Consider the following 23,013-nt stretch of genomic DNA (forward strand, 5'->3'; position numbering starts at 1 on the left):
TTATTTGTCGGGTGACCGCATTTTTTCCAGCAACCACCTAAAATTAAATCCTATCATGACGTTTATAGGCTATTCATTTCAGATAAACACAATGTAGAGGCGTAATTTTTGCTCTCTGTCACTATTCATTATGAAAACATTTCATAAGGAGGACGAACAGATGACTTTTACAAAAAAATTAAAAAAGCTGGATAACCTTCACTTGCAAAAGCCGGATAAACTGCTGACAATGTACTTGAACACTGACCGTAGAGATCCTGATCAGCAGGGCGGCAAGTGGAAAATCGCATTAAAAAACGGCTTCAACAGTTTTGAAGAATACTTGGAAATCAGCAGCGAAGACGAAAAGAAACGATTCCACAGTATTCGTGAACGAGTTGAACGCTATGTTAACAGTCTTGAAAGAGATCTTCCAAGAAGTATCGTCGTCTTTGCTTCTGAAGACAGCGGCATTTGGGAAACATTTGAACTTCAAGTTCCGGTACAGACAAACTTTTACTGGGAAGAGCAAGCAGTTCTTGACCAGCTTAGAGAGCTTCATGATCAAAACCCTCTGACAGGATTGATTCTGCTCCAGCAGGACCAGGTGAAATTAATAGAAACCGAGTTTGGTCAAATAGAGGATACTGAATTTTACAACTTTGACGTAGATACAGAAGAATGGCGCAGACATAAGGGACCGCAGCCCGCTGATATCAATATTGGCAGCAACGGAGGAAGCGCCAATCAGGACGATCATTTCAAAGACAGATTAGAGGCTAACCAAAAACGCTGGTTTAAAAGTCTCGGAAGTGAGCTTGATAAGCAGGCTGCTGATCGGAAGTGGGAAAAGATTATCCTTGTAGGCGATAAAGATACGGGACACTTGTTAAGTGAAAACATGAATAAGGAAATAAATGATTTCGTGCAAAAGAATCTTCTAAATGAAAAAGAAGAAAGAGTATTGGAAGAAGTGCTTGCATAATATTTAGAAAAAGCAAAGGTGCTTATTAGGTACCTTTGCTTTTTTTGATGGGTTCTTTTCCAATCTCCTGCTTCTCCCATCAAATTGAAAATTATATGACTTACTTCTTTCCGTCCATAAATTTTTTTAGCACAAAAAAAGCAAAGGCAAAAGCCCTTGCTTTTCATTTGCTATATTAATCTAGAATCGTAACTTTCACAGAACGTACTCCCCAATCTAGTGCATCTTGTCGTTCCGGGATAAATACGTCGATTTTCTTACCATTGATCGCGCCGCCTGTATCTTGGGCAGTTGCATAACCATAGCCCTCAACATAGACTCTTGTACCCAATGGAATGACATCCGGATCAACTGCAATTACTTTAGCATCAGGATTGGCTCTTAAGTCAACACCTGTTCTTGTTGTACCAGAGCAACCCGGGCAGTATGCTGTGTAGGCTGTCGCTTTGACAGTGATGGCATTAGCCTTTTCTTCTGTAGGCTGCGTATTTACTGGTGTTTGTGTCGGTTGAGCCGGTACCGTTTCTTCTACTGCAGGTGCAGAAGCAGTGGCTTCTGCTGCAGGCTCAGCCGCTTCAGGTTCTGCAGACGCTGCCGGTTCTTGCTGTTTTACCAGAGTGGCGATTCCGCGGTTGTCCAGATCTACCATTAATTGTTGTCCAGGGTGAATTATATCTGAAGTCAATGAATTAGTATTTTTAAGTTCATTCACTGACACACCGTAATATTTGGCAATTCCCCATAAAGTATCACCTTGTTCAACTGTATAATTCTCAGTTGATGATACTCTTAATTCCTGTGCAGGAAAGATTAAGTCTGAGTTCAGATTATTCCATCTCAGCAGATCTTCTACAGATGTTCCATATTCTTTTGATAATCCCCAAAGAGTATCGCCCTTCTTAACTTCTACCTTTTCCGCAGAGGCGCTCGCACCCATTGATAGAGTTAAACTTGCTGCAGTTGCTAGAGTGATAACTGTTTTCTTCATACTAGTAATCCTCTCCTTTGTTAGTAAGTGGTACGATATCTTTACTCACATTCTTAATGCTAACATAGGAGTACTACAAGGCAATTACGAGAGTATAATAGAGAGAATACATTTGTATTTCAGGGTTGTAATGGGGAATTATTCTTATAGATGAAAGTATTTCCAACATGGGAAAAGAAGGTTTTATAAGGGGGAAAATGAGAGATTTGAGCAGGAGGATAGCATATATCTATCTATTATGTTAACGGCAACTGCCCCTTAATTCAATAGAATTTTTAAATTTTTTGGGTTAAGTACGAAACAGAACTTCTAATAAAAAGCGGCATGCAGCTAATCAGCTGCATGCCGTTTTACTTTAAATGCTTTAGCTCAATGAGGAGACGTCCCTCTGGATTAGAGTATTAAAGCGTCAGGATGATTGGTTCACCTTTAGTTACGATGATCGTATGCTCGATTTGAGCAACGAAGCTTTTGTCTTCTGTGACAAATGTCCAGCCGTCATCCTCTTGGACAATTTCTTCTGCATTGGTTGAGACGAACGGCTCAAATGCGATAACCATTCCATCAGTGAGCAGTCCATTATCCCATGGATCAAAGTAATTAAGGATATGAGAAGGTTCCTCATGGAGTGATTTCCCCACTCCATGGCCAGTCAGGTTTTTGATGACTGTGTAGCCATTCTTCCGGGCCTCATTATGGACCGCTTTCCCGATGCCATTCAATTTCGAACCTGCTTTAATCCTTCTCAGGCCTGCATCAAACGATTTCTTCACGGCCTCGCACAATTCGAGGAGCTTTTCATCCCCTTCCCCGATAACAAACGAAATTCCAGTGTCTGCATAAAAACCGTCTTTTGAGCCTGAAACGTCGATATTGACTAGATCTCCTTCACGGATCACCCTGTCACCAGGAATTCCATGGGCAACTTCTTCGTTGACACTAATACATGTGAAACCCGGGAAATCATACTCCTGCTTCGGTGCAGAAATTGCACTATGTTCCTCGAATAACCTGCCGCCGAGTTCATCGAGTTCTTTCGTTGTCATACCAGGCTTGGCCGCTTTCTTCATTTCATCTCTGACAGAAGCGACAATTTTGCCAATGGCTTTCATTGCTTGTAATTCTTGATCGTTTTTAATAATCATATTATCTTCCTTCTTTTCTATATTCTCTGTTTATATTATACAGAAGTTATTCTGAATGAGAAGGAAATGACCTCATTCAAACAATTTAGTGTTTTTCAACAGTTAACTTGCCGACCTTTTCATTGAGGTAATGTAAATCCCATTTCTGCAGTTGGTCTTTGTTTACATTTTGCAAGATGTAATGATGAAAGTCCTCCACAATTGCTTTTTTTGGAGGAGGCATCTCTATTTGTATGACATACATGGCATCCAGCAAAGCCAGAATGACTGAAATATCTTCCTTTGCATAATGCACAATCTGGTAGAACGTTTTATATAGCAGCCTGTCGAAATCAAAAAAGGGAATATTGAGCCGTGGTGTTCCATCCTTATCTGTCATTGTCAATTGCCCATCATTCAGTGCCGTTATGGAGTAGATGAATCCACCCATGAATATTCCCAAACCTCTTAAGGTGGTATTATCATTCACAAAATTTTTCAGAGCCCTTGGAGAAAACTGAGAAGAGTATGTAGTCAGCACAACCATAACAGTCGAAAATGTAAATGTCGTCATCGCAAGCAGTGAACCCGCTATCGTACTCAGTACTGTCTGAGCAAGATCGATTTGAGTCATCATAAAATCCGGTAAAAACCTTTCCATTAAAGCAGCCCAATAGTAGTCAACCATGATGGTGACAATGGCGAGAATTAAAGAAAGAAGGCTGTATATTGGCGGAACAAACCATATACTGTTTTTTTGTTGATCAGAAAACTTTTCATTTCATCACTCCTTGCATCTTCCTGCGGAGATAGGTATATTATGGCACAGCATCTAATGAAAATAAAATTGGGAAAAGCCGGCCAAATAGCCGGCTTAAGGTAATCGTTATTGAAGCTGCTGGACAAATGCCTTCGCTGTACTTAAAGATGATTGTGGATTTTGTCCAGTGACAAATCCAGTATCTGTAACCACATAATCGGCAAATGGACTTCCTTTCTGAAAAACGGCTCCATTTTCTCTAAGACGGGACTCCAGGAGGAACGGGACCAATGAATCCATCTCTGATTGCTGTTCTTCCTCATTGGTAAAAGAAGTGATTCTCTTCCCATCCACGAGGGACTTGCCAGAAGACAGCTTGACATCAACAAATCCTGCTGGCCCGTGGCATACAGCACCGATGAGCTTTCCATTATCGCCAAAGTGCGCTAATGCCTCCTGCAGGGCTGTATTTCCTGGTAAATCAAACATAGTCCCATGACCTCCGGGAAGGAAGACCGCATTGTAATCCTTTACGTTGAGTTGTGACAAAACAAGTGTACTTTCCAATTCATGAATGGCTCCTTCCCATTCATCCGGCGGCATGTCATCTTCAGTCCGGCTTCTAGGGTCTACGGGAACCCTTCCGCCTTTTATACTGGCAACATCCACCCCGTATCCACTGTTCGTAAATTCAACATATGGCTCTGCAAATTCGGAAAGCCATAATCCTGTATCATGCTCTTTATCCATTTGGTCAGTATTTGTAAGGACGATTAAGATCTTCTTCATAAAATCAGCATTCCTCCTTCAACCTTTTAACTTGTATATATCCTGGGATAATAGAAATTAAACTAAATTTCATATTGTAAGTTTTCATCTTTTTATATAGGCTAAATATAGAATCAAGCTCTTTTCTGGACGATTATTCATTTTCCTGCAGCTGATGAAATGGAAGGAAGCTGCCGATGGACACCACATGTAATTCATCTTTTTCGAAGAACAGCAAAGCTATTAATCTCATTATCATTAATTAAATAAAGGAAGGAGCCAGCTCTATTGAAAAAAAACATATGTCATCATCACCTCTCTATTTATCTCTCTGTTCCTCACTGCCTGCAGTGCAGCACAACAGCAAGAAGAGCTTACTGGTGAAGAAGCAAAACAGATGATTGATTCAGAAGAAGTAACTGTTCTGGATGTAAGGAACGTAGAAGAATATGAAGAAGGGCATATAGCAGACAGTCTGCTTATCCCTTTAAATGATCTTGAAAACCGGCTCAAAGAACTGGATAAAAACAAGACTTATATTGTTGTCTGCAGAACAGGCAACCGCTCATCACAGGCTGCAGAAATTCTGCGCAGCACCGGGTTCACCGATGTCTATAATCTTCAATCGGGAATCAGTGCCTGGAGCTACCCTTTAGAAAACTAAACAAACCGCAAAAAACTCCGGCACCATTCTGCCGGAGTTTTTCCTTATCCTTAGTCGATGATTTGCAGTTCTTTTGGAAATTTTGTCAGTGTTTCATACCCATCTTCCGTAACAAGCACATCATCCTCAATCCTTACCCCGCCAATGTCTGGCAAGTAAATGCCCGGCTCAATGGTATACACCATGCCCTCTTGCAGAATTCCTTCATTCGTGTGGCTCATCGATGGGAATTCGTGCACATTGATGCCCATTCCATGACCAATTCGATGAGGGAAATAGTCTCCATATCCTGCATCCGTAATGATTTTTCTCGCTATGCTGTCAAGATCCCCGATTCTGGTGCCAGGCTTGCTTGCCTCAAGCGATGCGATTTCGGCTTTCAATACTGTCTCATAAATTTCTCTCTGTTTATCGGACACTGTTTTATAGGCAACAGTCCGAGTAATGTCAGAACAGTACCCGTCCAGCACTACCCCCATGTCGAAAAGAACAAAATCACCTGGTTGGAGCTTTCGGTCACCTGGGTTTCCATGAGGTTCACCAGACTTTTCTCCAAACAGAACCATTGTGGAAAAAGACATCTCACGAATTCCTTTTTTCTTCAACTCATATTCTATCTTGGCAAGTACTTCCATTTCCGTGATTCCTTCGCGAAGTGCCTCAACACCTGTTTGAACACCAAAATCAGCCATTTCGGCTGCACGGCGCATAATTGCAATCTCAGATTCATCCTTGACAACCCGGAGCTCATTCAACTTGTCCTCAGCATTGACCACTTCAGCATTCGGAAATAGAGACAGAAATGCTTCACTGCGTGTGTATGATAAAACATCTTTTTCAATTGCTATTTTCTCTGCTTTCGTTAAATCCCTTTTAGATACAGCTTCCTTGATCATATCCCATGGGTTTTCATGGTCCGCATACCCAATGATTTCATAATTCCATCCGGCACTTTTCAGCTGCCCTGTTTCCATAGATGGCAGTACAAACAAAGGTGATGCATCTTTAAAAAGAAACAATCCCATCAATCGTTCATGCGGATCAGTAAGAAAATGGGACAAATAAAACACATTTTCTTTAGAGTTAAAAAATGCTGCTTCGATATTGTTTACCTTAAGCCATTCTTGAACTTGTTCTATTCGTTTGTTCATCCAGTGACACTCCATTTCATCCTTATGTACTTATAATGATTTCTTAGATATAAGAGAATGTCAATACATTATCATGCCTACTAAGATAAAACAACCAGAGGGCATCAAGTTGATATATATACAGTTTTACGCATAAAAAACACCTTCTGAACAACGATCATCAAGAAGGTGTTTCTTTACTTATTGCCCTTATACTTCCGCTGTGCCAATGAAATCTTTCAGCAGTTCTTCTGCCTGCAGGCGCGCTTCAACGTTTTCTGTGCTGACTGGTGTAAATTCCAGCTGGCCGGCACGCTGTGATACTTCAATCATGATTTCATTCGTCACATGAAAAGGAAAAAGATTTCGGGGAAGGTGCTGCATCGCTTTCTCCTCGCGTAATTCTTCTTCCTCAAATAATGTTAATGTAATAATTTCGTCAGACATATTTTCAATTTTATAAAGACCGATATCCATTTACAGTTTCACTCCTCTATGAATATTTAAGAATATGTTATTACTCTTTAAGATACCCAATCAGCTAAAGTTGAAACTGTTTTCGGATGAATATTTATAATAGTTAAGTAAAATAGGTGAAATTCCCCATCTTTGGGAATGGTCCGGAGTCAAAGAAGGCTGCCGCTCATTATATTATTCTGAAATACTTTTTATTTAAGAAATAGAAAGTCGAGCTTCTTATCCTCTTTGTTCCACTTAAGGGCAGCATCAAAAGTTTTTTCCCCTTTTTTAAAACCCTTAATGACTTCCGTCTGACCGTCATTCATTAATTTCTTTGCATTGGTTTGGGAGATTTTCTTTTTCATAATCATTTTAGAGAGGGTGAAACTACACTTTGTTTTGTTATAAGCACTGCAGCCATAAAACTCACCCTTATCGATTACCTTCGCACTGCAGAAAGGGCAAGCCCCTATCGACTTTCCAAGAGATGATTTAGATTTCGTTCTCTGGATTGTTTCCGTATCGATGCCCTCGAATCTCCAATCCCGAGAGCCCTCGATTGCATCTTCAATAATCTTTCCGCTGAGCTTTTTCACCTGTTCCATAAACTGCGGTGCAGATGCCTTGCCTTGGCCAATTTCACGCAGCCTCTGTTCCCACTTAGCGGTCATTTCCGGTGAGGCAAGGATCTTTTCTCCGATCGCTTCTATTAACACTTTTCCTTTATCGGTAGCGAAAACAGCATTTCTTTTAACGTCAATATATTTCCTATCTTTCAATCCTGAAATGATATTCGCCCTCGTCGCTTCTGTCCCGAGACCTTCTGTACTAGAAAGAACCTTCTCGAGTTCTTCGTTGTCCAAATGTTTGCCTGCGGTTTTCATTAATGTGATTAACTGGCCCTCCGTATATCGTTTGGGAGGCTGTGTCTTCCCTTCCTTGACATTCACCTTTTTCACTATTCCTCTGTCCCCTTTTTGGACTTGGGGTAGAATCTCTTCTTCATCCTTTTCATTTTGAAAGATGACTTTCCTCCAGCCTTCCTGGATTTGCATTTTCCCTTTTGAAACAAATTCTGCCCGGCCGTCTATAAGAGTTATCAGAGTAGTGTAGTCAAAGATTGCTTTTTCATAATGCGCAGCAATTAACCTGCGGATAACAAGGTCATATATTTTTTGTTCTTCAGCAGGCAGTTTCTCAGGGTTCTTCACTTGCTCAGTCGGAATGATGGCATAGTGGTCTGTCACTTTCTGTTCATTCACATACCTTTTATTGTTCAGCAAAGAGTTGACCGGAAGAGGAAATAAATCTTTGTAAGCTGCCAGGTTTGCCACCTTCCCGAGAATTTCAGGGAAAGCTCGAGCTTCCTCCTTTGTAACATAGCTTGAGTCCGACCTTGGATAAGACACAATCCCTTTTTGATACAGTTTTTGAAGGGTATCCAGTGTCTTTTGGGGAGAAAACTTATACAGCTTATTTGCAGTAGCCTGTAAAGATGATAAATTGAAAAGCATTGGAGGCTGATACTCTTTTCTCTCAGTGGCAATATCTTTTACTTCGGAAGTCTTGCCTTTACAGAATTCCGCTATCTTCCTCGCAGTCTCTTTATCTTGCAGCCTGGACTGTTTATCCTTCTCCCATTTCCCTTGATAGATCTTCCCATCAACATCAAAGTCTGCCGTCACTTCCCAGAAAGGTTCACTGACAAAGCTTTCGATTTCTTTCTCTCGCTTTACGATTAATGCGAGAGTAGGCGTCTGTACCCTTCCTGCAGAGAAAACATCACTCATTCCTTTTTGCTTCAGGAGAATGCTATAAATCCTTGAAGCATTCATTCCGATGATCCAATCTGCACAAGCCCTGGAATACGCCTCAAAAAAAACGTTTCTTGTCTCGCTTTCTTCCAAAAGCTTCGAAAATCCCTCCTTGACAGCTTTGGGTGTAAGGGAGGAAATCCATAGCCGCCTCATCGGTTTTCTGACACCTGAGATATTGATAATATTTCTTACAATCAATTCCCCTTCACGCCCTGCATCCCCGGCATGAATGATTTCGGTGACAGCAGGCTTTTGAAGCAGGGATTTGACTGCATTAAATTGTTTATATTTAGAACGGGTCACTTCGTATTTGAACTTTTCCGGAATGATTGGCAATGTATCGATACTCCATTTTTTCCAGCTTGAATTGTATTTTTCAGGAGATTGCAGTTGCAAAAGATGCCCGATTGCCCAAGTTATGTATGCCCCTTTTGGGAACAGTTCATTCGGAAGGATTTCAATAAAACCCTGGCCTTTTTTATTGGGAAAGGGCTTTGCTAACGCAGCGCCCTGATCTGGCTTTTCGGCGATAATAACTTTCATGGCTGGCTCCTTTATATTAAATATTTTTCATTGTAGCACATTTGTCCTGAAATATAGATGTTTCCCATACAGGAAAACGAGGGGATTATCTGGTAAAGTATTGTTATTGAGGATCTATTTTAATACTTGGTTAAAGAGAGAGATGGTTTTATTCATTTATTTAGAAGTTGTTGGATGATTTCCGCTCCAGGTGCGCGACTCCGCGGGGCGGGCGGTGAACTAAAAAGCGAAAGCTGCCGTTCAGGGACGAATAGATTTGAAGGCTATACAATAATGACTCCCCTAAGGAAAAAACTTATCAATACAGGGGTGTAATTAGTTAAAAAACAGTTAACAACTGATAACTGATCTTATTAATCTTGTAAAAATGAAAAGAGGAAGAATTCATGTCAAAACAAACGAACAACCCATCTGAGTGGAATCGGTTTATACACTTATTGAAAATCGGACGTCCGTCCAAATGGATTTTTGGGGGCGCTCTCCTTTTAAGCTTGCTTGAAACTGCAGCCTCTCTGATCGTTCCGCTTTTCACTAAATCCCTTGTTGACCAAATATCCGGTGCCGGAATTGAAATGAGTTTGATCCTCCTCCTTCTTGCCGCTTTTGTAGTACAAGCAGTTGCGGGCGGGTTCTCTCATTACCTCATGACATATATAGGGGAAACATTTGTGGCAAAAATCCGGGAAACCTTATGGAACCATGTTCTTGAGCTGCCCATTCCTTTCTTTGATTCACAACAATCCGGAGAAACGATGAGCCGGATCACACAAGATACCAACACAGTCAAAACACTCATTACCAACCACCTTGTCACTTTTGTGTCTGGAATCATTACCATCATCGGCTCTGTCATCATCTTGCTTACAATAGACTGGACCATGACCATCATTATGTTTGTCGCAGTTCCAGTATCTCTGCTCATTTTAATGCCTCTTGGGAGAAAGATGCATACCGTTTCCAAACAGACCCAGGATGAAATGGCGGCTTTCAGCGGAAACCTTGGAAGGGTCCTTTCTGAAATCCGGCTGGTGAAGTCCTATAGCGGCCAGCCCATAGAAAAGGAAAATGGAAAAAAAGGGATTACTAACTTATTTCAGTTTGGTTTAAAAGAAGCCAGAATCCAGGCAGTTGTCTCCCCATTCATGACAACTATCATGATGGTGGTTTTGGTTGTGATCATCGGTTATGGAGGTGCAAGGGTATCTTCAGGGGCTTTGACAGCAGGGGCTTTGGTGGCAATCATCATCTATATGTTTCAAATCATTGTTCCTTTCAGCCAGCTGGCGACTTTTTTTACTGCCTATCAAAAAGCTTCCGGCGCTACAGAAAGAATCCAGGACCTTCTTAAAGTTGAACCTGAACGGAATAATCCGGTTGCGGAGGGAGACTATACAGGCAGTCTGGCTTTCAACGAAGTTTCATTCGGTTACAGCAGTACGAAAAAAATCGTAAGAGAACTGTCTTTCGAAATACAAACAGGGCAGACAGCGGCTTTTGTCGGTCCAAGCGGAGGCGGTAAAACAACAATCTTCTCTTTAATCGAGCGGTTTTATCCGATAAACAGCGGCGACATCCTGCTGGGTACAGCTTCTATCAACGATATACCGCTTCAGGAGTGGAGGCGGTCTATCGGTTATGTTTCTCAAGAAAGCCCCATTATGTCAGGGACAATTAAAGAAAATATTTGTTATGGGTTGCAAAGGGAGATAAAAGATGAAGAAATTTATGAAGCTGCCCGGCAGGCAAATGCCTATGAATTCATTGAAAGTCTTACAGAAGGATTTGACACTCAAGTCGGTGAACGCGGGGTAAAACTTTCAGGAGGACAAAGGCAAAGAATCGCCATTGCTCGTGCTCTGCTAAGGAATCCTAAGATCCTGCTGCTGGATGAAGCTACTTCTAATTTGGACAGTGAGTCGGAATTGCTCGTCCAAATTGCTTTAAAAAACCTGATGAAGGGAAGAACTACTCTTATTATAGCCCATCGGCTTTCAACTGTGGTAGAGGCTGACACAATTTTTGTCATTGAAAATGGAACGATTACAGGAAGGGGCAGCCACCAGGACCTTATGAAATCACATGAATTATATAACAAGCTTGTACAGCAGCAGCTGAAAGGTGAAAATTAATTCGGTAGGCTGCCGCTATTGTTTAAAGACGCTTCAGCTTAGGATTTATTTATGCTGAAGCGTCTTTATTTACGTACATTGGATAAATTGAGTCTTCCTGAGATGCAGGATGCCGCTGCAATATTTCTGCGGGACAAAGCTCATAAACAGATAAATTGATTATTTACTTTTTAATATACTTTCCTGTATCTATGTTACGCTCATTCAGCTTGCGATGGATCGTTTGATTTATAAGCTCAAGCGTCTTCACTCTTGCAAATTTCTTATCCTCACCTTCTATAATATACCAAGGCGCATTTTCCTTGCTTGTATTTCCTATCATATCCTCGACAGCTTCAGCGTACTCATTCCATTTCTCCCGGTTTCGCCAGTCTTCCTCTGTCAGCTTCCAGGATTTCATTGGGTCCTTCTGACGATCTTGGAATCTGCGGAGTTGTTCTTCTTTAGAAATATGAAACCAAAATTTAATAATAATATAATTTTCATCAGAAAGGATCTTTTCAAAATTGTTAATTTCGTCATAGGCTCTGTTCCATTCCAAATGATCTGCAAAGCCCTCCACTCTTTCCACAAGCACTCTTCCGTACCAAGAACGGTCAAAAATGCCAATCTTCCCGTACTTGGGCATACGATTCCAGAACCTTTGCAAGTAATGGTATTGTTTCTGCTCATTTGTCGGGGCAGCTGTGGAGTGCACTTCAAATCCGCGGGGATCAAGGTTTTGGGTCGTTCTTTTAATTGCTCCACCCTTGCCGGCTGCATCCCAGCCTTCAAACACTAAGATACACCCCACTCTCTCGTCAAGCAGAGCTCTCTGCAGCGCAAGCAGCTCAAGCTGCTGCTTTTTCAATCTTTTTTTATATTCTTTTTTATCTTCTAATTCTTTTGTTAAATCAACCGATTCAAGCATAAGGATACCTCCTTTATCGATATTATGTTATTAATCAATGTATATATGTTTTTATTTCCTCACCGGAGGCTGGTCAAACACAAAAACAGTTCTGATTTCTCAGAACTGTTTTTGGATTGGATTAGATCCAAGACCATCTATCGCGCTTATCATCATCTCTTCTGTCATCTAAACCGGCAACATCATCTCTGCGGCGTTTTCTTCTTCTGTCATCTATACCGCCTACATCATCTCTGTCATGTTTTCTCCTTCTGTCTTCAGTACCTAGTACGTTGTCATAGCGGCGTCTTCTTTTATCATCTTCATCAAGGATAATGACCTCATTTGCGCGAATAAGCACTTTATCGGCATTGATCACTCTTCTTCTCTCTTCAGACAAACCATTCCCCTCCTTTTTTCCAATAACTGATACAAGCATCGGCCCTGAGCCTCCGCAATGTATAGATTGGTTTACTATAGGATATGAACAGAACCTGGAAAGGAATGGACATCTATCCAGCTGTTATAAGAAATAGGCTGTTATAAGCACTTCGTACCCACTATTGAAGTTCCACCAGCAGTGCATTTCCGCTTGCGGCTACCTTTACTATCGCATATTCAGCACTGCTTTCAATCTCCGTACCCGTTCCTTCTTGTACAAAAAAAGTTTCAATGCCATAGATGACTCTGCCGTCCCCGCTGATGACTCCGTTAATTGCTACATCACCGTTTTGCATTATATACTCTTTATTCCATTTCCCTCGTATCTTGTAGATTCCGCTATAGGTGTGTGTATCTCCATCCGGCCTAAGGATCAACTGGACTTTTTCACCAGGTCTCCCTATATCCAAAAAGGAGTCTGGCTGGGATATCTCGTAATTTAATGTTACATAATCCCCTTGAAGAAGTGACCTGGGATCGACTGGAGCAAGCTCCAGTTTCACCGCGGTTCCCTCACTTAACAATTTTTCATTCGTAAATGTCTGATATCCAAGAAAACCGATTTGCATAAGGGCAACAATAACAATCGCTTTCCACTTTTGGCCAACCAGATTTTGATCTGCCTCAGTTTCTCGCTTATTACTGTCAAAATAGAGAGTGATCGATAAAAACAAAATACTTAATACAAAAAATAAAATTGATTTATGGACAAGCTGCCACATAAGGTCGTAATATTTATATCCAATGAAAACGAACCAGTATAGTAAAGAGACATAGAATTCGTATGACAGTTCTCTTCTTTTTGCTATAACAACAAGTGCTGTTACCAAAGTAAAGTACAATACATTAAAAGTCAGGAACAAAGCCATGGGACTCTGATCTGCTATCGTTAGACTGATAAAGAACACCAAGGCGGCAAAAAAGGCACTTTTCCTAATGCCTGTTTCACCCTTTCCCTGAAGAAAATAAATAACGCTGTTGAAAAGCAGCATAATAAGAGCAATCCAATGATAGGCTTCAAAGAATTCTGCCAACAGAGTAAACAGAGCTGCATTAGATACAATAAATTGTATTACCCTTATGCTGGACGTCTTCATCAGTACGATGCCAACCAAGGAAACAAGCAGCAAGATAATTTTTTCAATTGAATACTCACTGAATAGACTGCTTCCCAAAGCGATCGTATACCCAGTGCATAAAATGGTATATTTCAAGGTGTCCGGCATACTCATCTTTAATGGAATAACCAAGCCAGGCAAAATCAGCATAACCAATGAGAAGTAGAATAAGAAGATCGGCGAAAAATCCATGAAGGACAAAGTGATCAGCCCTATAATGGAAATGACAGAAAAAATTGTTGCAATGAAGATTACACTAACTGTGATTGACTTTTGGAATACCAAATTATTTTTAACGATTTTTTCCAAGTGTCTCACAGAGCGAATGCTCAAGACAACCAGGGTGATTGAGAACAGCAGCAGAAAGACGAATAACCCCTCTCCTAAATAATGAATCATCAACTCGAAGCCCTTGGACACAAGATACACTGCCAGAGAAGCGATGAAACCGGCTGCCAATCCTTTTTGCGGACTGATTTTCAAGTAAAAAAACAGTCCTAAGAAGATGTTTGCCAAGAACAGCACATTCATCCATAAACCATATACCGGAAAGTTTTCAGAGAAAGACAAATAGATGAAAAGCCATTGTGTTATCACAAATGAACTGTATTTAATGACAGGGATATTAACCTTACTCTTTACACATATCAAAAAGATACAAGCATTGACGGCTAAGATAAATAATATTAACAAAAGCAGTTGCGTTTCCGTCCACCTGATGAAATAACTTGATGGATATAGAAAAAAATAAAACGTGAACTGTAATAGAATGAAGCTTAAAAGATAAAATGGCTTATATCGCGTTACAAGACTTAGGAAAACCATAGGTATGAGCCAGACAGCAAACAACAAATAGCTGTCTGCATGAGAATTATAGATTTGGCCAATAAGCGCAACTGAAATCCCAAAACTGACGCCCGTGCAAACAAGCACCCATCTACTTAGAAAAAGCCGGCCTTGCAGGTATTTCGCAAGCAATAAACATAAAAAATAAAAAACAATGAGTATCCCCGCGCTCAATCCTACCTTGGATAAGCGGTCGAACCCCTGCCAGTTAGAGGCAAAAAAATAAAAAATACTTGCAAGCAGCAAACTTATGCCAAACAGATATCCTAAATTAATTAGTTTTCCATTCACCTGTATCCCCCCGAATCCTGAATATCCTAAATTAGAACAGCCATTACAACCAAAATTTCTGACAATTACATTTATCATGATTATACTATTATATGTGGGAAAAACATCAAGATTTTCACGACTTTGGATTTTTTCAATACAGAATCGCGTCACCATACAAAAAAAAGCCAAGAAAGCCTATAAATTATAGGTTCTTAGCTCTCATACAGTCAAACATTCCTGTTCACAAATTCAGATTGCCAAATCCTTCGGTTTCCTGGCCAATGCCATAATTCCTGAAATCAAAAACAGCAGACCTGGAAGGAATCCTGCACCAAATGTCCCTAATCCGATCACCAGTCCAGCAAGAATAAAGAATATCCCGGCCACTTTTGGTTTATTATTTCCTTTTATCAGAACAACCGCAATGACGGCCATGACTGTACTGGCCAATCCCAATCCGAGCAGAAATGGTCCCACAGAATCAAGGATCTCCATAATATAGTTGATATCTGCTCCAGAAAGAGAAGGATCTCGGCTGAATTCACGCTCAACCGCACCATGTACCTCTGCAAATCTATCATTAATTGCGAATCCCATCACAGCAAACATCACACTGAACAGGATTCCGATCATTCCCATGACTATTTCGGCTGTCCGGCTCATCACATCTCCTCCTTAGAAGGATTTTATGATTCATTCAGCAGACCATTACACAAAAACATCGAAAAAAACCTTTATTCAATGAATCTTTTTTTCATATTTGGAGGAGGGAGCATACAACTGTCACTTTTTCCGAACCACTTATATCGGTTTCGGGCAACAACATCATAGAGAGTATCTCTAATGGACTTTGGAATGACTAATCCAATTATCAAAATCCTCCACAAACCATCTAGGTTCTTCGTCACTTTAAGGGCTGCCGATGACTTCATATAACATTTCCCGTCCTCAATTAAAATAAAACTGTCGGTCTTCCTATCTACATCGTATTCTTCAAGCAATGTTTGTCCAACTTCACTCTGCAAGGAAGCAAATTGAAAATAGGCTTTTTTATCTCGCTTCACAACAAATTGGACAATATTGCTGCATAAGTTGCAAACTCCATCAAATAAAATAATACCGCTCATCCTGCATCCCCCTTTCCTATATCATACCACTCTTCAGAATGCTAAATGCCCATTAAGTCATCTAAAGCCCAAATATGCTTAGAGTTATTGTTTTTTATAAAAAAAGCTCAATTCAGTAGCTTTATTCTTATTCATTCCATTGTATGTACAGTGGTCGCTATATAATGAAATTGGCTTTTGCTGAAATTCGGAGTATTTTAAAAGAGAAGGTTTGAAGAAGACAATCAGACCCCCTCGTTTTCCGGCTTGGCTGACCTCCAAGCCGGTTTTTTGTGATGTTCAGCAAACCTGCCTGCCAGATTACATAATTTCCTGAACTATCTGCATCCTATGAGATGGAGGTGATTCATTTGGATAAAGATAAACAGATAAAGAACCCTGATTTTGACAGCCTGGATGACAGAGTCATTGCTTCCATGCCGTCCGACCCATCGCTTGTAATCAAAACAAACCTGGATCCGCAAAACGTCGAAGAAGAAAATCCTTATTACCAAAAGAACAGTCAAGACGATCCGGAAAAATTCAAAGACTATTTCAAAGAGTAATCCGCTTCACCGCATTGAGGAACTGTCCCCTTTTACGTTAATTCATTAACGAAATGGGGCAGTCTTTTTTTGATTGAAGTTTTCAGTCGACAGATGATATATTCGGATATATAGGTTATAATAGAATCGCTCTAGAAAACTTTTGACAAAGCAGGTAATGGTTTTCTATGTAGCTATTATTGAAACTACTATTTAATCGCTTTCATCATAGATTGTGAGGTTTTGCAGCTAAATGTTACACTACAGAACTTATATCAAAGACTCGACAACCCCATGGGTTACTTTTATTCATGGAGCGGGCGGAAGCTCAAGCATTTGGTTCAAGCAAATTAAAGATTTCAAAAAAGAATATAATGTTCTCCTAATAGATTTACGGGGGCATGGCAGTTCGAAAGCCACCTGGAAAAAAGGCGATTCATTTGTTAATGTCGCACAGGAAGTCATTGAAGTGTTGGACCACCTTCAAATCAGATCTTCACATTTCATTGGAATTTCACTTGGAACCATCGTTGTACAAACTCTTGCCGGCCAGTACCCTGAAAGACTCTCTTCCATGATATTGGCAGGAGCAGTCATCCAGCTTAATCTCAGGACAAAGTTCCTCCTTGCTGTGGGGAATGCCTTCAAGTTCATTTTGCCTTATATGTGGCTGTACAAGCTCTTTGCCTGGATTATTATGCCTCGGTCGAGACATGTTGAATCAAGGTATACATTTGTGAATCAAGCAAAAAAGATGTGCCAGAAAGAATTCATACGCTGGTTTGGGTTAACAAGGACTATCAACCCCTATCTGAAAAACTTACAAATAGACTCCAAAGGGATTCCCACACTTTTCATTATGGGAGAGGAAGACTACTTATTCCTAACGCCTGTAAAACAGCTGGTGAACAAGCAAACTGAATTGGACCTGAGTTTAATCAAAGATTCCGGCCACGTTTGCAATATCGACCAGCCGGAAAAGTTCAATTCTGTTACCTTGAATTACCTGAAGAAACTCAAACCCATCTCAGCGTCTATTATCTGAGCTATAATCTAACCGTCTTGTTGTAAAGACGGTTTTTTCATGTAGAAAACCAGATTTTTAATTTTTTACTGCCGCTACCCAAAAAGTCAGAGTTATAACCCTTCATACTTGGGTAGAGTGTTAGAGATGATCCCGGATTGACGCCTGTTATATCTTCCGTTTCCTTCCAGGGCAAAGATGTTATTTCAGCAGACTTGTTATGATATAGAATTTTATGTATTAAGAACGAGGTGATATCATGAAAGTAATCGGAATCGATTTGTCGGGTCCCTCCAACCCAAGGGATACTGTTGTTTCAATTTTTGAAAAGGCGGAAGGTTCACTGAAATTCCGGGAGTTGATTTCAGGTGCAACGGATGAAGTAATCTTATCCAGGATTGAAAGAGAAGCGGAACACGACTCTATATTCATAGGGATCGATTCCCCCCTTTCTTACCAGGATGGAGGTGGTGACAGGCCTTCAGATAAGGATTTGCGCTCTTATATAAAGGAATTGGGAATGAGGCCATCATCCGTCATGTCCCCAACAATGAACAGAATGTCGTATTTGACACTCAGGGGCATTTCCCTGACAAGATCGATCAGTTCCATGAGAACTTCAAATCCCATACAGGTAGTTGAAGTCCATCCAGGTGCAGTGATGGGGTCCAGGATTCCAAGTGAACTTCTTTCATTTCTTCTCTCATACAAGAAAGATGAGGATTCTCTCTTCCGTATTTATCACTTTCTCCAGACCACTGACCTGAATGCACTTCCGGCAGAGGTACTCGAAACCACTCATGCCATTGACTCCTGTGCCGCAGCCCTGGGTGCCTGGTATTGGGCAGACCCATACCTTGAACCAAACTGGTGCTGGAAAGCTGAGCCGCCGCTCCATCCATATGATTTTTGCTGTTGAAATATGGAGGGCCGTGGTAAATAGCAAATAACTCCAAAAGAAATACCAGGCAGCAGAATGCCTGGTATTTCTTTATAATTATGAGTCACAACCTCATGCACGCTCTCTCGTTACATTCTCTACAGTCTCAACATGAAATCCATTCTCTTTCAGAGCTTGTTTTAAGCTGCTATAAGAAGGATATTCTTTAAAATCGATTCCCAAGTGGACAGCAGTCATGGCCAGTTCTGGACGAATGCCAGACAAATAGGCTGCGACACCTATTAATTTCAAGCTTGAGATCATCTGGAATAGCTGGTTAGCAATCATTGTATCAATCGTGCCTACCCCTGAAATGTCAATGAACAGCTTAGAAATGTTGAATTTATTGCATTGCTCCAGTACTGAGTCAGATAACCCTTCAGCAATCGTGATATTTAAATTACCAAGTAAAGGAAATATAGCCACTGTATCTGTGACAGGGATGACGGGTGAAGTTATCGCTTTTATCAAACGCTCCTGTTTCGAAAGTGATTCTTTTGTTTTGAAATGATAAAGATGGGTGAATTCTTCAATCACCAAATCAAATCCGTCATTCAGTTCCTTATTCCACTCCATTGTCTTCGATATTTCAATATTATTTTCCAAAATATACGATTCGAGGATTTCAAGAAATATCTTCCGGAATATCCGAAACTGCTGGACGACTTCATAAATGGACGTGCCGAGTTCCACCCTTTCATGGGCGATTTTTTCCGCCCACTGCTGAACTTTCTCTGCAAATTTATCCTTACAGATAAATACATGGGCAATGCCTTCAATGAATTCGGTATTTTGGCTCCTTAGTTTGCTTTCTATCTCTGTGGATGTATTCTTGGCATACACAGAGTATCCGGTTGATTCCTTCCTGGAATCGAGCCATTTATCGGTCATTTTTCCCGAATGATCAATTATATATTGAAAAAGCATTTGATTCTTCTCCTGCATATAGGACATTCACCTCTACAAAAATATAACTCTATTTTATTAATCTTGATCCCTTTTAGCAATAATAAAGGTGCTGTATTGGTAAAAAAGAAATCCAATCGCTGTTTAACAGGCTGCTTTACTGTGCCTGCATCTACAAAAGTGAATTTTCCATGAACAGAACAGTGAAAAGCATGTTCTATTAATACAGGATATACTATAATATACAGGCAGAAATAAAATGCCAGGGGGTAAATCACATGTTAAAATCAGATATTGGGCGTTTCAGGCTCATGGGCTTCATTGAGGGCGCTTCTCTCTTAATCTTGTTGTTTATTGCTATGCCGTTAAAATATTTAGCAGACATTCCTGAAGCCGTATCGGTTGTAGGAGCATTACATGGTTTCTTCTTCATCCTGTACCTGCTGTTTATTGCTTATACTACCATCAGAGTCCGTTGGGCGTTCAAGTGGATCTTTGGCTCGGTACTGGTAGCCTTCATTCCTTTCGGGAATTTGATGCTCGATAACAGGCTAAAAAAGACAAACTTCACAGCTTAAGCAAGGCAACAGCTGTGTTAAAGAGTAATGTTGCTTTTTATAAGCCTATTTAGGAGTGCTGCATGATCTCCGCTACAGGTGCACGACTCCGCGGGGCGGGCGGTGAGCCTCCTCGGCTTTGCCTGTGGGGTCTCACCTGTCCCGCTAGTCCCGCAGGAGATCGCACACCTTCCGCTCCAATCAACCTAGTGTGCTCTTTGAAATACAGATTGATTTTATAATCAGATTTCAGGATGTGCAGGCTACAAATAACAGAAGTTTATTTAGACACATGCACTCTGTTAACCAGTGGATCCTTTTAAACTAAATAACAACATCATTGACTAACAAAGCCAAAAAAATAACCCTATCGTTCACACATTTCTATTAAGTTTGATTCAATAGTCCATACCCTTTCTATCACTCGGCATATATTGACATTATCTCTTAAAGAAAGGAGTGATAGAGATGGGTAACAATCAAACAAACCCTTGTGAGCGCTGCAGTGAGGATAGTTTACTTTGTTTGTCAATTCCTGGCGGCCTTTGCCTGCAAATCCTCGGTCTTCAATTGACTCTCAATGACTTGCTGTTGGAGTTAGGTCCTGAAACAGACCTGGCCGGCATTTCAGATTTACTGAACCAGTTATTAGGCAGTGGAGCAGTTGCAATCACAGCTCAGGAAGAAACTTCTGAAAACTAGTAATCGGGCGGTGAGTTCCTGATCAGCACGTGAGGACAACCCAGGATACCATGCTCAGAAACTCAATTCGCCCAAAAGAAAATCCCCTCTAATCGGAGGGGATTTTCCTAATAATAGGAACGTGAGCTTCGTTTTTTATTTCGATATTTTTTATAGATTGGATACACAATTGGCCCCCACTTAATCAGGGATTTTATGATTCTTTTCATGTCATGACCTCCTAAAGGGTTCTTTAGTTTGATTTCCCTTCATTTGAAAAAGTTAAACTCTTCAATTAATGGGGCCTGCCGTTTTTCCATATTTCAGTACTTCATAGATGGAAAGTCCATCACTTGGATTTCCCTCCCCTGTTTTAAAGGGAAAAAGGGAAAAGAAAATAAAATACACTGAAAAATAGACAAATTGATAAAAGAAAATATGCACCGGTAAAACCCCTTGGTAAATCAGGTGATTTATCAATAGAATGACTACTAATTTAGATACGCTGCCTGACAGATAAATCACAATATGAACCCACTTTTTGTCATGCTTCAGATTCTCATATTGGCACCATCCATCCATGAAATAGAGTCGCTTCACTTCTAATGGCCCGAGTGTCATCAATGTTTTAGCAGCACCAATCGCAAAATTGATCCTTGCTCCAAATAGTCTTGCAGCCAAAACATGCCCTGCTTCGTGGACAAGAGTCACTAAGGGAAGAGTCAGAAAAAAGCAAGAAAGAAAATCCCCATATCATTCAAAGTAAACATTTTTTCAGCCCCCGTCTTTTTTACTTTTCTGAGGTATTTAGCCGAATAAGACCATGCTCAAGCAAGTTCAGCCTCTTTTTAACGAAACCGTAATCAAGTACACACAATTGTATTAAGACAGGGATATAACTCTAAAAAAAGGCTAAAGAACCTCCTTTTAGTCCCGGGAGGCTGGATGCTGGTGCTGGATTCAGAGGACGCCACCAAGGTCTTATACCTGCATCAAAAAAGAGCCCTGAAAAATCAGGACTCCCTTTTTTTAAGAAGCTTTTTATACTCTTCAATGAAAGCAGAGGGATTGTGTTTTACATAATAGCTGAATACACCTTGGTGCGTGTGCAAATATAGAAACCCTTTACTGCTGCTTAGTGTTTTATACGAAATATCATGTACGTTTTTTATTCCGAAGCTTCTTGTATAACTCTCAATTGTTTCTGTTGACAAGATCAGGTTACGCTCCATCTCATTGGTGGACTGGATATTGTCTTCTATTTTTCGCGAAACTTCAAAATAGGGATGCGTGGCAATGACTCTCATTCTGGAAGATCATTCGGAAATTTAATTCCGATTTGTTTCCTTGCCTCTTCCAACACAGCCATTGTGCCTTCTGAAAGCTTAAAAGTCTGCAAGCTTGATTCTGTCTTCCCTTTTTTAAGAAGATCAACAAATTCACACACTTCGTAATACATTGTGTTATCTTCCTGCTCCAAGCTGATATCCTCGACTTTACCGTCTCTGTAGTGAATCTCCACCTTTTTTGGATCTGACACACTATCGATGATTATGCTGCCATCTTCACCTTGTATTTCGGAAGGTATCGTTGAATTGGTGATTTTCGAATACATCGCTACTGCTTCCATTCCATTATATTTAAAAACAATAGATCCTTCGCCATCTGCACCCGTTTCCAACAGCATACCATTAGCATGAATGCTCTCAGGCATTCCAAACAAAGAAATCACTGGAACTACACAGTAAATACCAATATCCATAATGGCCCCATTCGCCAGTTCAGGCTTGAACGCATTAAGAATGGTCCCGTTTCGATAGGCATCATAGCGTGATGAATATTGGTTTTTTACTGAAACAAACCTTCTCACTTTTCCAATTTTATGAAGGTTGTCTTTAATCGCTTTAAATCCTGGTATAAAAGTTGTTTTCAACGCTTCCATCAATAGAACTTTGTTTGACTTAGCGGCACTGATCATTTCTTGCAGTTCTTTACTATTGCTTGCAATTGGTTTTTCACAAAGTACATGCTTTCCATGATTCAAAAAGATAATGGATTGTTTGCTATGTAGAATATTGGGACTTGCGATATAAACAGCGTCAATAGCATCGCTAGCCGCCATCTCCTCTAAATTGGTAAAGGTTGTTTCCACATCATATTTTCGGGCAAATTCCTTCGCTTTCTGTTCTGTACGGGAATAGACAGCCGTTAAGGTAAAATCATTCACCTTCGCTGCCCCGTCCAAAAATCTTTCTGTAATCCAATTGGTCCCTACTACTCCAAAACGAATCATACTGATCCCTCTCTTGCTAGTTATTTTCGTTAATCACACTTTATCACT

23 protein-coding genes are annotated in these 23,013 nt (G+C 40.5%); 8 read left to right on the forward strand and 15 right to left on the reverse strand.

Annotated elements, in window-relative coordinates; all coding sequences use genetic code 11:
- Positions 1-160 precede the first annotated feature (160 nt).
- On the forward strand, positions 161-964 hold the full coding sequence (locus tag M1E09_RS12800) for a VLRF1 family aeRF1-type release factor (RefSeq protein ID WP_456271254.1): 804 nt from the start codon (positions 161-163) through the stop codon (positions 962-964).
- Positions 965-1,139: 175 nt separating this feature from the next.
- Here M1E09_RS12800 and M1E09_RS12805 read toward each other — a convergent pair whose 3' ends face one another.
- The 4 genes from M1E09_RS12805 to M1E09_RS12820 form a co-directional block, all read right to left on the reverse strand.
- Positions 1,140-1,952, reverse strand: coding sequence for a LysM peptidoglycan-binding domain-containing protein (locus M1E09_RS12805; protein ID WP_456271255.1), 813 nt, complete (start codon positions 1,950-1,952; stop codon positions 1,140-1,142).
- 401 nt (positions 1,953-2,353) lie between these two features.
- On the reverse strand, positions 2,354-3,097 hold the full coding sequence (gene map / locus M1E09_RS12810; protein ID WP_456271256.1) for a type I methionyl aminopeptidase: 744 nt from the start codon (positions 3,095-3,097) through the stop codon (positions 2,354-2,356).
- Between the two features lie 85 nt (positions 3,098-3,182).
- Positions 3,183-3,824, reverse strand: coding sequence for a DUF2254 family protein (locus M1E09_RS12815; RefSeq protein ID WP_456274980.1), 642 nt, complete (start codon positions 3,822-3,824; stop codon positions 3,183-3,185).
- 138 nt (positions 3,825-3,962) lie between these two features.
- Positions 3,963-4,625 (reverse strand): type 1 glutamine amidotransferase domain-containing protein, encoded by a 663-nt coding sequence (locus M1E09_RS12820; RefSeq protein ID WP_456271257.1) that lies wholly within the window; start codon positions 4,623-4,625, stop codon positions 3,963-3,965.
- A gap of 376 nt (positions 4,626-5,001) precedes the next feature.
- Here M1E09_RS12820 and M1E09_RS12825 point away from each other — a divergent pair, with 376 nt between their 5' ends.
- Positions 5,002-5,268: a rhodanese-like domain-containing protein gene (locus M1E09_RS12825; protein ID WP_456271258.1), complete on the forward strand. Its 267-nt coding sequence runs from the start codon at positions 5,002-5,004 to the stop codon at positions 5,266-5,268.
- A 50-nt stretch (positions 5,269-5,318) separates the two neighbouring features.
- Here M1E09_RS12825 and M1E09_RS12830 read toward each other — a convergent pair whose 3' ends face one another.
- The 3 genes from M1E09_RS12830 to M1E09_RS12840 all read right to left on the reverse strand — a co-directional run bounded on the left by M1E09_RS12830 (position 5,319) and on the right by M1E09_RS12840 (position 9,217).
- Positions 5,319-6,419 (reverse strand): M24 family metallopeptidase, encoded by a 1,101-nt coding sequence (locus M1E09_RS12830; protein ID WP_456271259.1) that lies wholly within the window; start codon positions 6,417-6,419, stop codon positions 5,319-5,321.
- 189 nt (positions 6,420-6,608) lie between these two features.
- A complete protein-coding gene (locus M1E09_RS12835; protein ID WP_456271260.1) occupies positions 6,609-6,875 on the reverse strand; it encodes a hypothetical protein in 267 nt (88 codons plus the stop codon).
- 191 nt (positions 6,876-7,066) lie between these two features.
- On the reverse strand, positions 7,067-9,217 hold the full coding sequence (locus tag M1E09_RS12840) for a DNA topoisomerase III (RefSeq protein WP_456271261.1): 2,151 nt from the start codon (positions 9,215-9,217) through the stop codon (positions 7,067-7,069).
- A 386-nt stretch (positions 9,218-9,603) separates the two neighbouring features.
- Here M1E09_RS12840 and M1E09_RS12845 point away from each other — a divergent pair, with 386 nt between their 5' ends.
- Complete coding sequence (locus M1E09_RS12845) at positions 9,604-11,346, forward strand: ABC transporter ATP-binding protein (RefSeq protein ID WP_456271262.1); 1,743 nt, start codon at positions 9,604-9,606, stop codon at positions 11,344-11,346.
- Positions 11,347-11,509: 163 nt separating this feature from the next.
- On the opposite strand, the gene M1E09_RS12850 is transcribed toward M1E09_RS12845, so the two are convergent.
- The 5 genes from M1E09_RS12850 to M1E09_RS12870 all read right to left on the reverse strand — a co-directional run bounded on the left by M1E09_RS12850 (position 11,510) and on the right by M1E09_RS12870 (position 16,040).
- Positions 11,510-12,256, reverse strand: coding sequence for a polyphosphate kinase 2 family protein (locus M1E09_RS12850; RefSeq protein WP_456271263.1), 747 nt, complete (start codon positions 12,254-12,256; stop codon positions 11,510-11,512).
- A gap of 121 nt (positions 12,257-12,377) precedes the next feature.
- Positions 12,378-12,635, reverse strand: a complete 258-nt coding sequence (locus M1E09_RS12855; protein ID WP_456271264.1) for a hypothetical protein — start codon at positions 12,633-12,635, stop codon at positions 12,378-12,380.
- 160 nt (positions 12,636-12,795) lie between these two features.
- Positions 12,796-14,931 (reverse strand): GDYXXLXY domain-containing protein, encoded by a 2,136-nt coding sequence (locus M1E09_RS12860; RefSeq protein ID WP_456271265.1) that lies wholly within the window; start codon positions 14,929-14,931, stop codon positions 12,796-12,798.
- 231 nt (positions 14,932-15,162) lie between these two features.
- Complete coding sequence (locus M1E09_RS12865; protein WP_456271266.1) at positions 15,163-15,576, reverse strand: DUF4064 domain-containing protein; 414 nt, start codon at positions 15,574-15,576, stop codon at positions 15,163-15,165.
- Between the two features lie 71 nt (positions 15,577-15,647).
- On the reverse strand, positions 15,648-16,040 hold the full coding sequence (locus M1E09_RS12870) for a thiol-disulfide oxidoreductase DCC family protein (RefSeq protein ID WP_456271267.1): 393 nt from the start codon (positions 16,038-16,040) through the stop codon (positions 15,648-15,650).
- A gap of 350 nt (positions 16,041-16,390) precedes the next feature.
- Between M1E09_RS12870 and M1E09_RS12875 the strand changes: the two genes are divergently transcribed.
- The 3 genes from M1E09_RS12875 (at position 16,391) to M1E09_RS12885 (ending at position 18,507) form a co-directional block, all read left to right on the forward strand.
- Complete coding sequence (locus tag M1E09_RS12875) at positions 16,391-16,585, forward strand: hypothetical protein (protein ID WP_456271268.1); 195 nt, start codon at positions 16,391-16,393, stop codon at positions 16,583-16,585.
- A 232-nt stretch (positions 16,586-16,817) separates the two neighbouring features.
- Positions 16,818-17,609: an alpha/beta fold hydrolase gene (locus tag M1E09_RS12880; RefSeq protein ID WP_456271269.1), complete on the forward strand. Its 792-nt coding sequence runs from the start codon at positions 16,818-16,820 to the stop codon at positions 17,607-17,609.
- Positions 17,610-17,847: 238 nt separating this feature from the next.
- Positions 17,848-18,507: a DUF429 domain-containing protein gene (locus tag M1E09_RS12885; protein WP_456271270.1), complete on the forward strand. Its 660-nt coding sequence runs from the start codon at positions 17,848-17,850 to the stop codon at positions 18,505-18,507.
- A 93-nt stretch (positions 18,508-18,600) separates the two neighbouring features.
- Here M1E09_RS12885 and M1E09_RS12890 read toward each other — a convergent pair whose 3' ends face one another.
- Complete coding sequence (locus M1E09_RS12890; RefSeq protein ID WP_456271271.1) at positions 18,601-19,455, reverse strand: STAS domain-containing protein; 855 nt, start codon at positions 19,453-19,455, stop codon at positions 18,601-18,603.
- A gap of 257 nt (positions 19,456-19,712) precedes the next feature.
- Between M1E09_RS12890 and M1E09_RS12895 the strand changes: the two genes are divergently transcribed.
- Together M1E09_RS12895 and M1E09_RS12900 are read left to right on the forward strand one after the other, a co-directional pair.
- Positions 19,713-20,012 carry a DUF3817 domain-containing protein gene (locus M1E09_RS12895; RefSeq protein WP_456271272.1) on the forward strand — a complete coding sequence of 100 codons (300 nt, stop codon included), beginning with the start codon at positions 19,713-19,715 and terminating at the stop codon, positions 20,010-20,012.
- Positions 20,013-20,459: 447 nt separating this feature from the next.
- On the forward strand, positions 20,460-20,693 hold the full coding sequence (locus tag M1E09_RS12900; RefSeq protein ID WP_456271273.1) for a hypothetical protein: 234 nt from the start codon (positions 20,460-20,462) through the stop codon (positions 20,691-20,693).
- Between the two features lie 270 nt (positions 20,694-20,963).
- Here M1E09_RS12900 and M1E09_RS12905 read toward each other — a convergent pair whose 3' ends face one another.
- Both M1E09_RS12905 and M1E09_RS12910 read right to left on the reverse strand, forming a co-directional pair.
- Positions 20,964-21,353: a hypothetical protein gene (locus tag M1E09_RS12905; RefSeq protein WP_456271274.1), complete on the reverse strand. Its 390-nt coding sequence runs from the start codon at positions 21,351-21,353 to the stop codon at positions 20,964-20,966.
- Positions 21,354-21,975: 622 nt separating this feature from the next.
- Positions 21,976-22,965, reverse strand: coding sequence for a Gfo/Idh/MocA family protein (locus M1E09_RS12910; RefSeq protein WP_456271275.1), 990 nt, complete (start codon positions 22,963-22,965; stop codon positions 21,976-21,978).
- Between the last annotated feature and the right edge of the window lie 48 nt (positions 22,966-23,013).

The sequence above is a fragment of the Bacillus sp. AK031 genome (genome assembly GCF_053903065.1).

What these genes read in the sequence shown, in the direction of transcription:
- M1E09_RS12800 (WP_456271254.1), top strand. Translation starts at nt 161, where the DNA reads ATGACTTTTACAAAAAAATTAAAAAAGCTGGATAACCTTCACTTGCAA.
- M1E09_RS12805 (WP_456271255.1), bottom strand. Translation starts at nt 1,952, where the DNA reads ATGAAGAAAACAGTTATCACTCTAGCAACTGCAGCAAGTTTAACTCTA.
- map (WP_456271256.1), bottom strand. Translation starts at nt 3,097, where the DNA reads ATGATTATTAAAAACGATCAAGAATTACAAGCAATGAAAGCCATTGGC.
- M1E09_RS12820 (WP_456271257.1), bottom strand. Translation starts at nt 4,625, where the DNA reads ATGAAGAAGATCTTAATCGTCCTTACAAATACTGACCAAATGGATAAA.
- M1E09_RS12825 (WP_456271258.1), top strand. Translation starts at nt 5,002, where the DNA reads ATGATTGATTCAGAAGAAGTAACTGTTCTGGATGTAAGGAACGTAGAA.
- M1E09_RS12830 (WP_456271259.1), bottom strand. Translation starts at nt 6,419, where the DNA reads ATGAACAAACGAATAGAACAAGTTCAAGAATGGCTTAAGGTAAACAAT.
- M1E09_RS12835 (WP_456271260.1), bottom strand. Translation starts at nt 6,875, where the DNA reads ATGGATATCGGTCTTTATAAAATTGAAAATATGTCTGACGAAATTATT.
- M1E09_RS12840 (WP_456271261.1), bottom strand. Translation starts at nt 9,217, where the DNA reads ATGAAAGTTATTATCGCCGAAAAGCCAGATCAGGGCGCTGCGTTAGCA.
- M1E09_RS12845 (WP_456271262.1), top strand. Translation starts at nt 9,604, where the DNA reads ATGTCAAAACAAACGAACAACCCATCTGAGTGGAATCGGTTTATACAC.
- M1E09_RS12850 (WP_456271263.1), bottom strand. Translation starts at nt 12,256, where the DNA reads ATGCTTGAATCGGTTGATTTAACAAAAGAATTAGAAGATAAAAAAGAA.
- M1E09_RS12865 (WP_456271266.1), bottom strand. Translation starts at nt 15,576, where the DNA reads ATGAGCCGGACAGCCGAAATAGTCATGGGAATGATCGGAATCCTGTTC.
- M1E09_RS12870 (WP_456271267.1), bottom strand. Translation starts at nt 16,040, where the DNA reads ATGAGCGGTATTATTTTATTTGATGGAGTTTGCAACTTATGCAGCAAT.
- M1E09_RS12880 (WP_456271269.1), top strand. Translation starts at nt 16,818, where the DNA reads ATGTTACACTACAGAACTTATATCAAAGACTCGACAACCCCATGGGTT.
- M1E09_RS12885 (WP_456271270.1), top strand. Translation starts at nt 17,848, where the DNA reads ATGAAAGTAATCGGAATCGATTTGTCGGGTCCCTCCAACCCAAGGGAT.
- M1E09_RS12890 (WP_456271271.1), bottom strand. Translation starts at nt 19,455, where the DNA reads ATGCTTTTTCAATATATAATTGATCATTCGGGAAAAATGACCGATAAA.
- M1E09_RS12895 (WP_456271272.1), top strand. Translation starts at nt 19,713, where the DNA reads ATGTTAAAATCAGATATTGGGCGTTTCAGGCTCATGGGCTTCATTGAG.
- M1E09_RS12900 (WP_456271273.1), top strand. Translation starts at nt 20,460, where the DNA reads ATGGGTAACAATCAAACAAACCCTTGTGAGCGCTGCAGTGAGGATAGT.
- M1E09_RS12910 (WP_456271275.1), bottom strand. Translation starts at nt 22,965, where the DNA reads ATGATTCGTTTTGGAGTAGTAGGGACCAATTGGATTACAGAAAGATTT.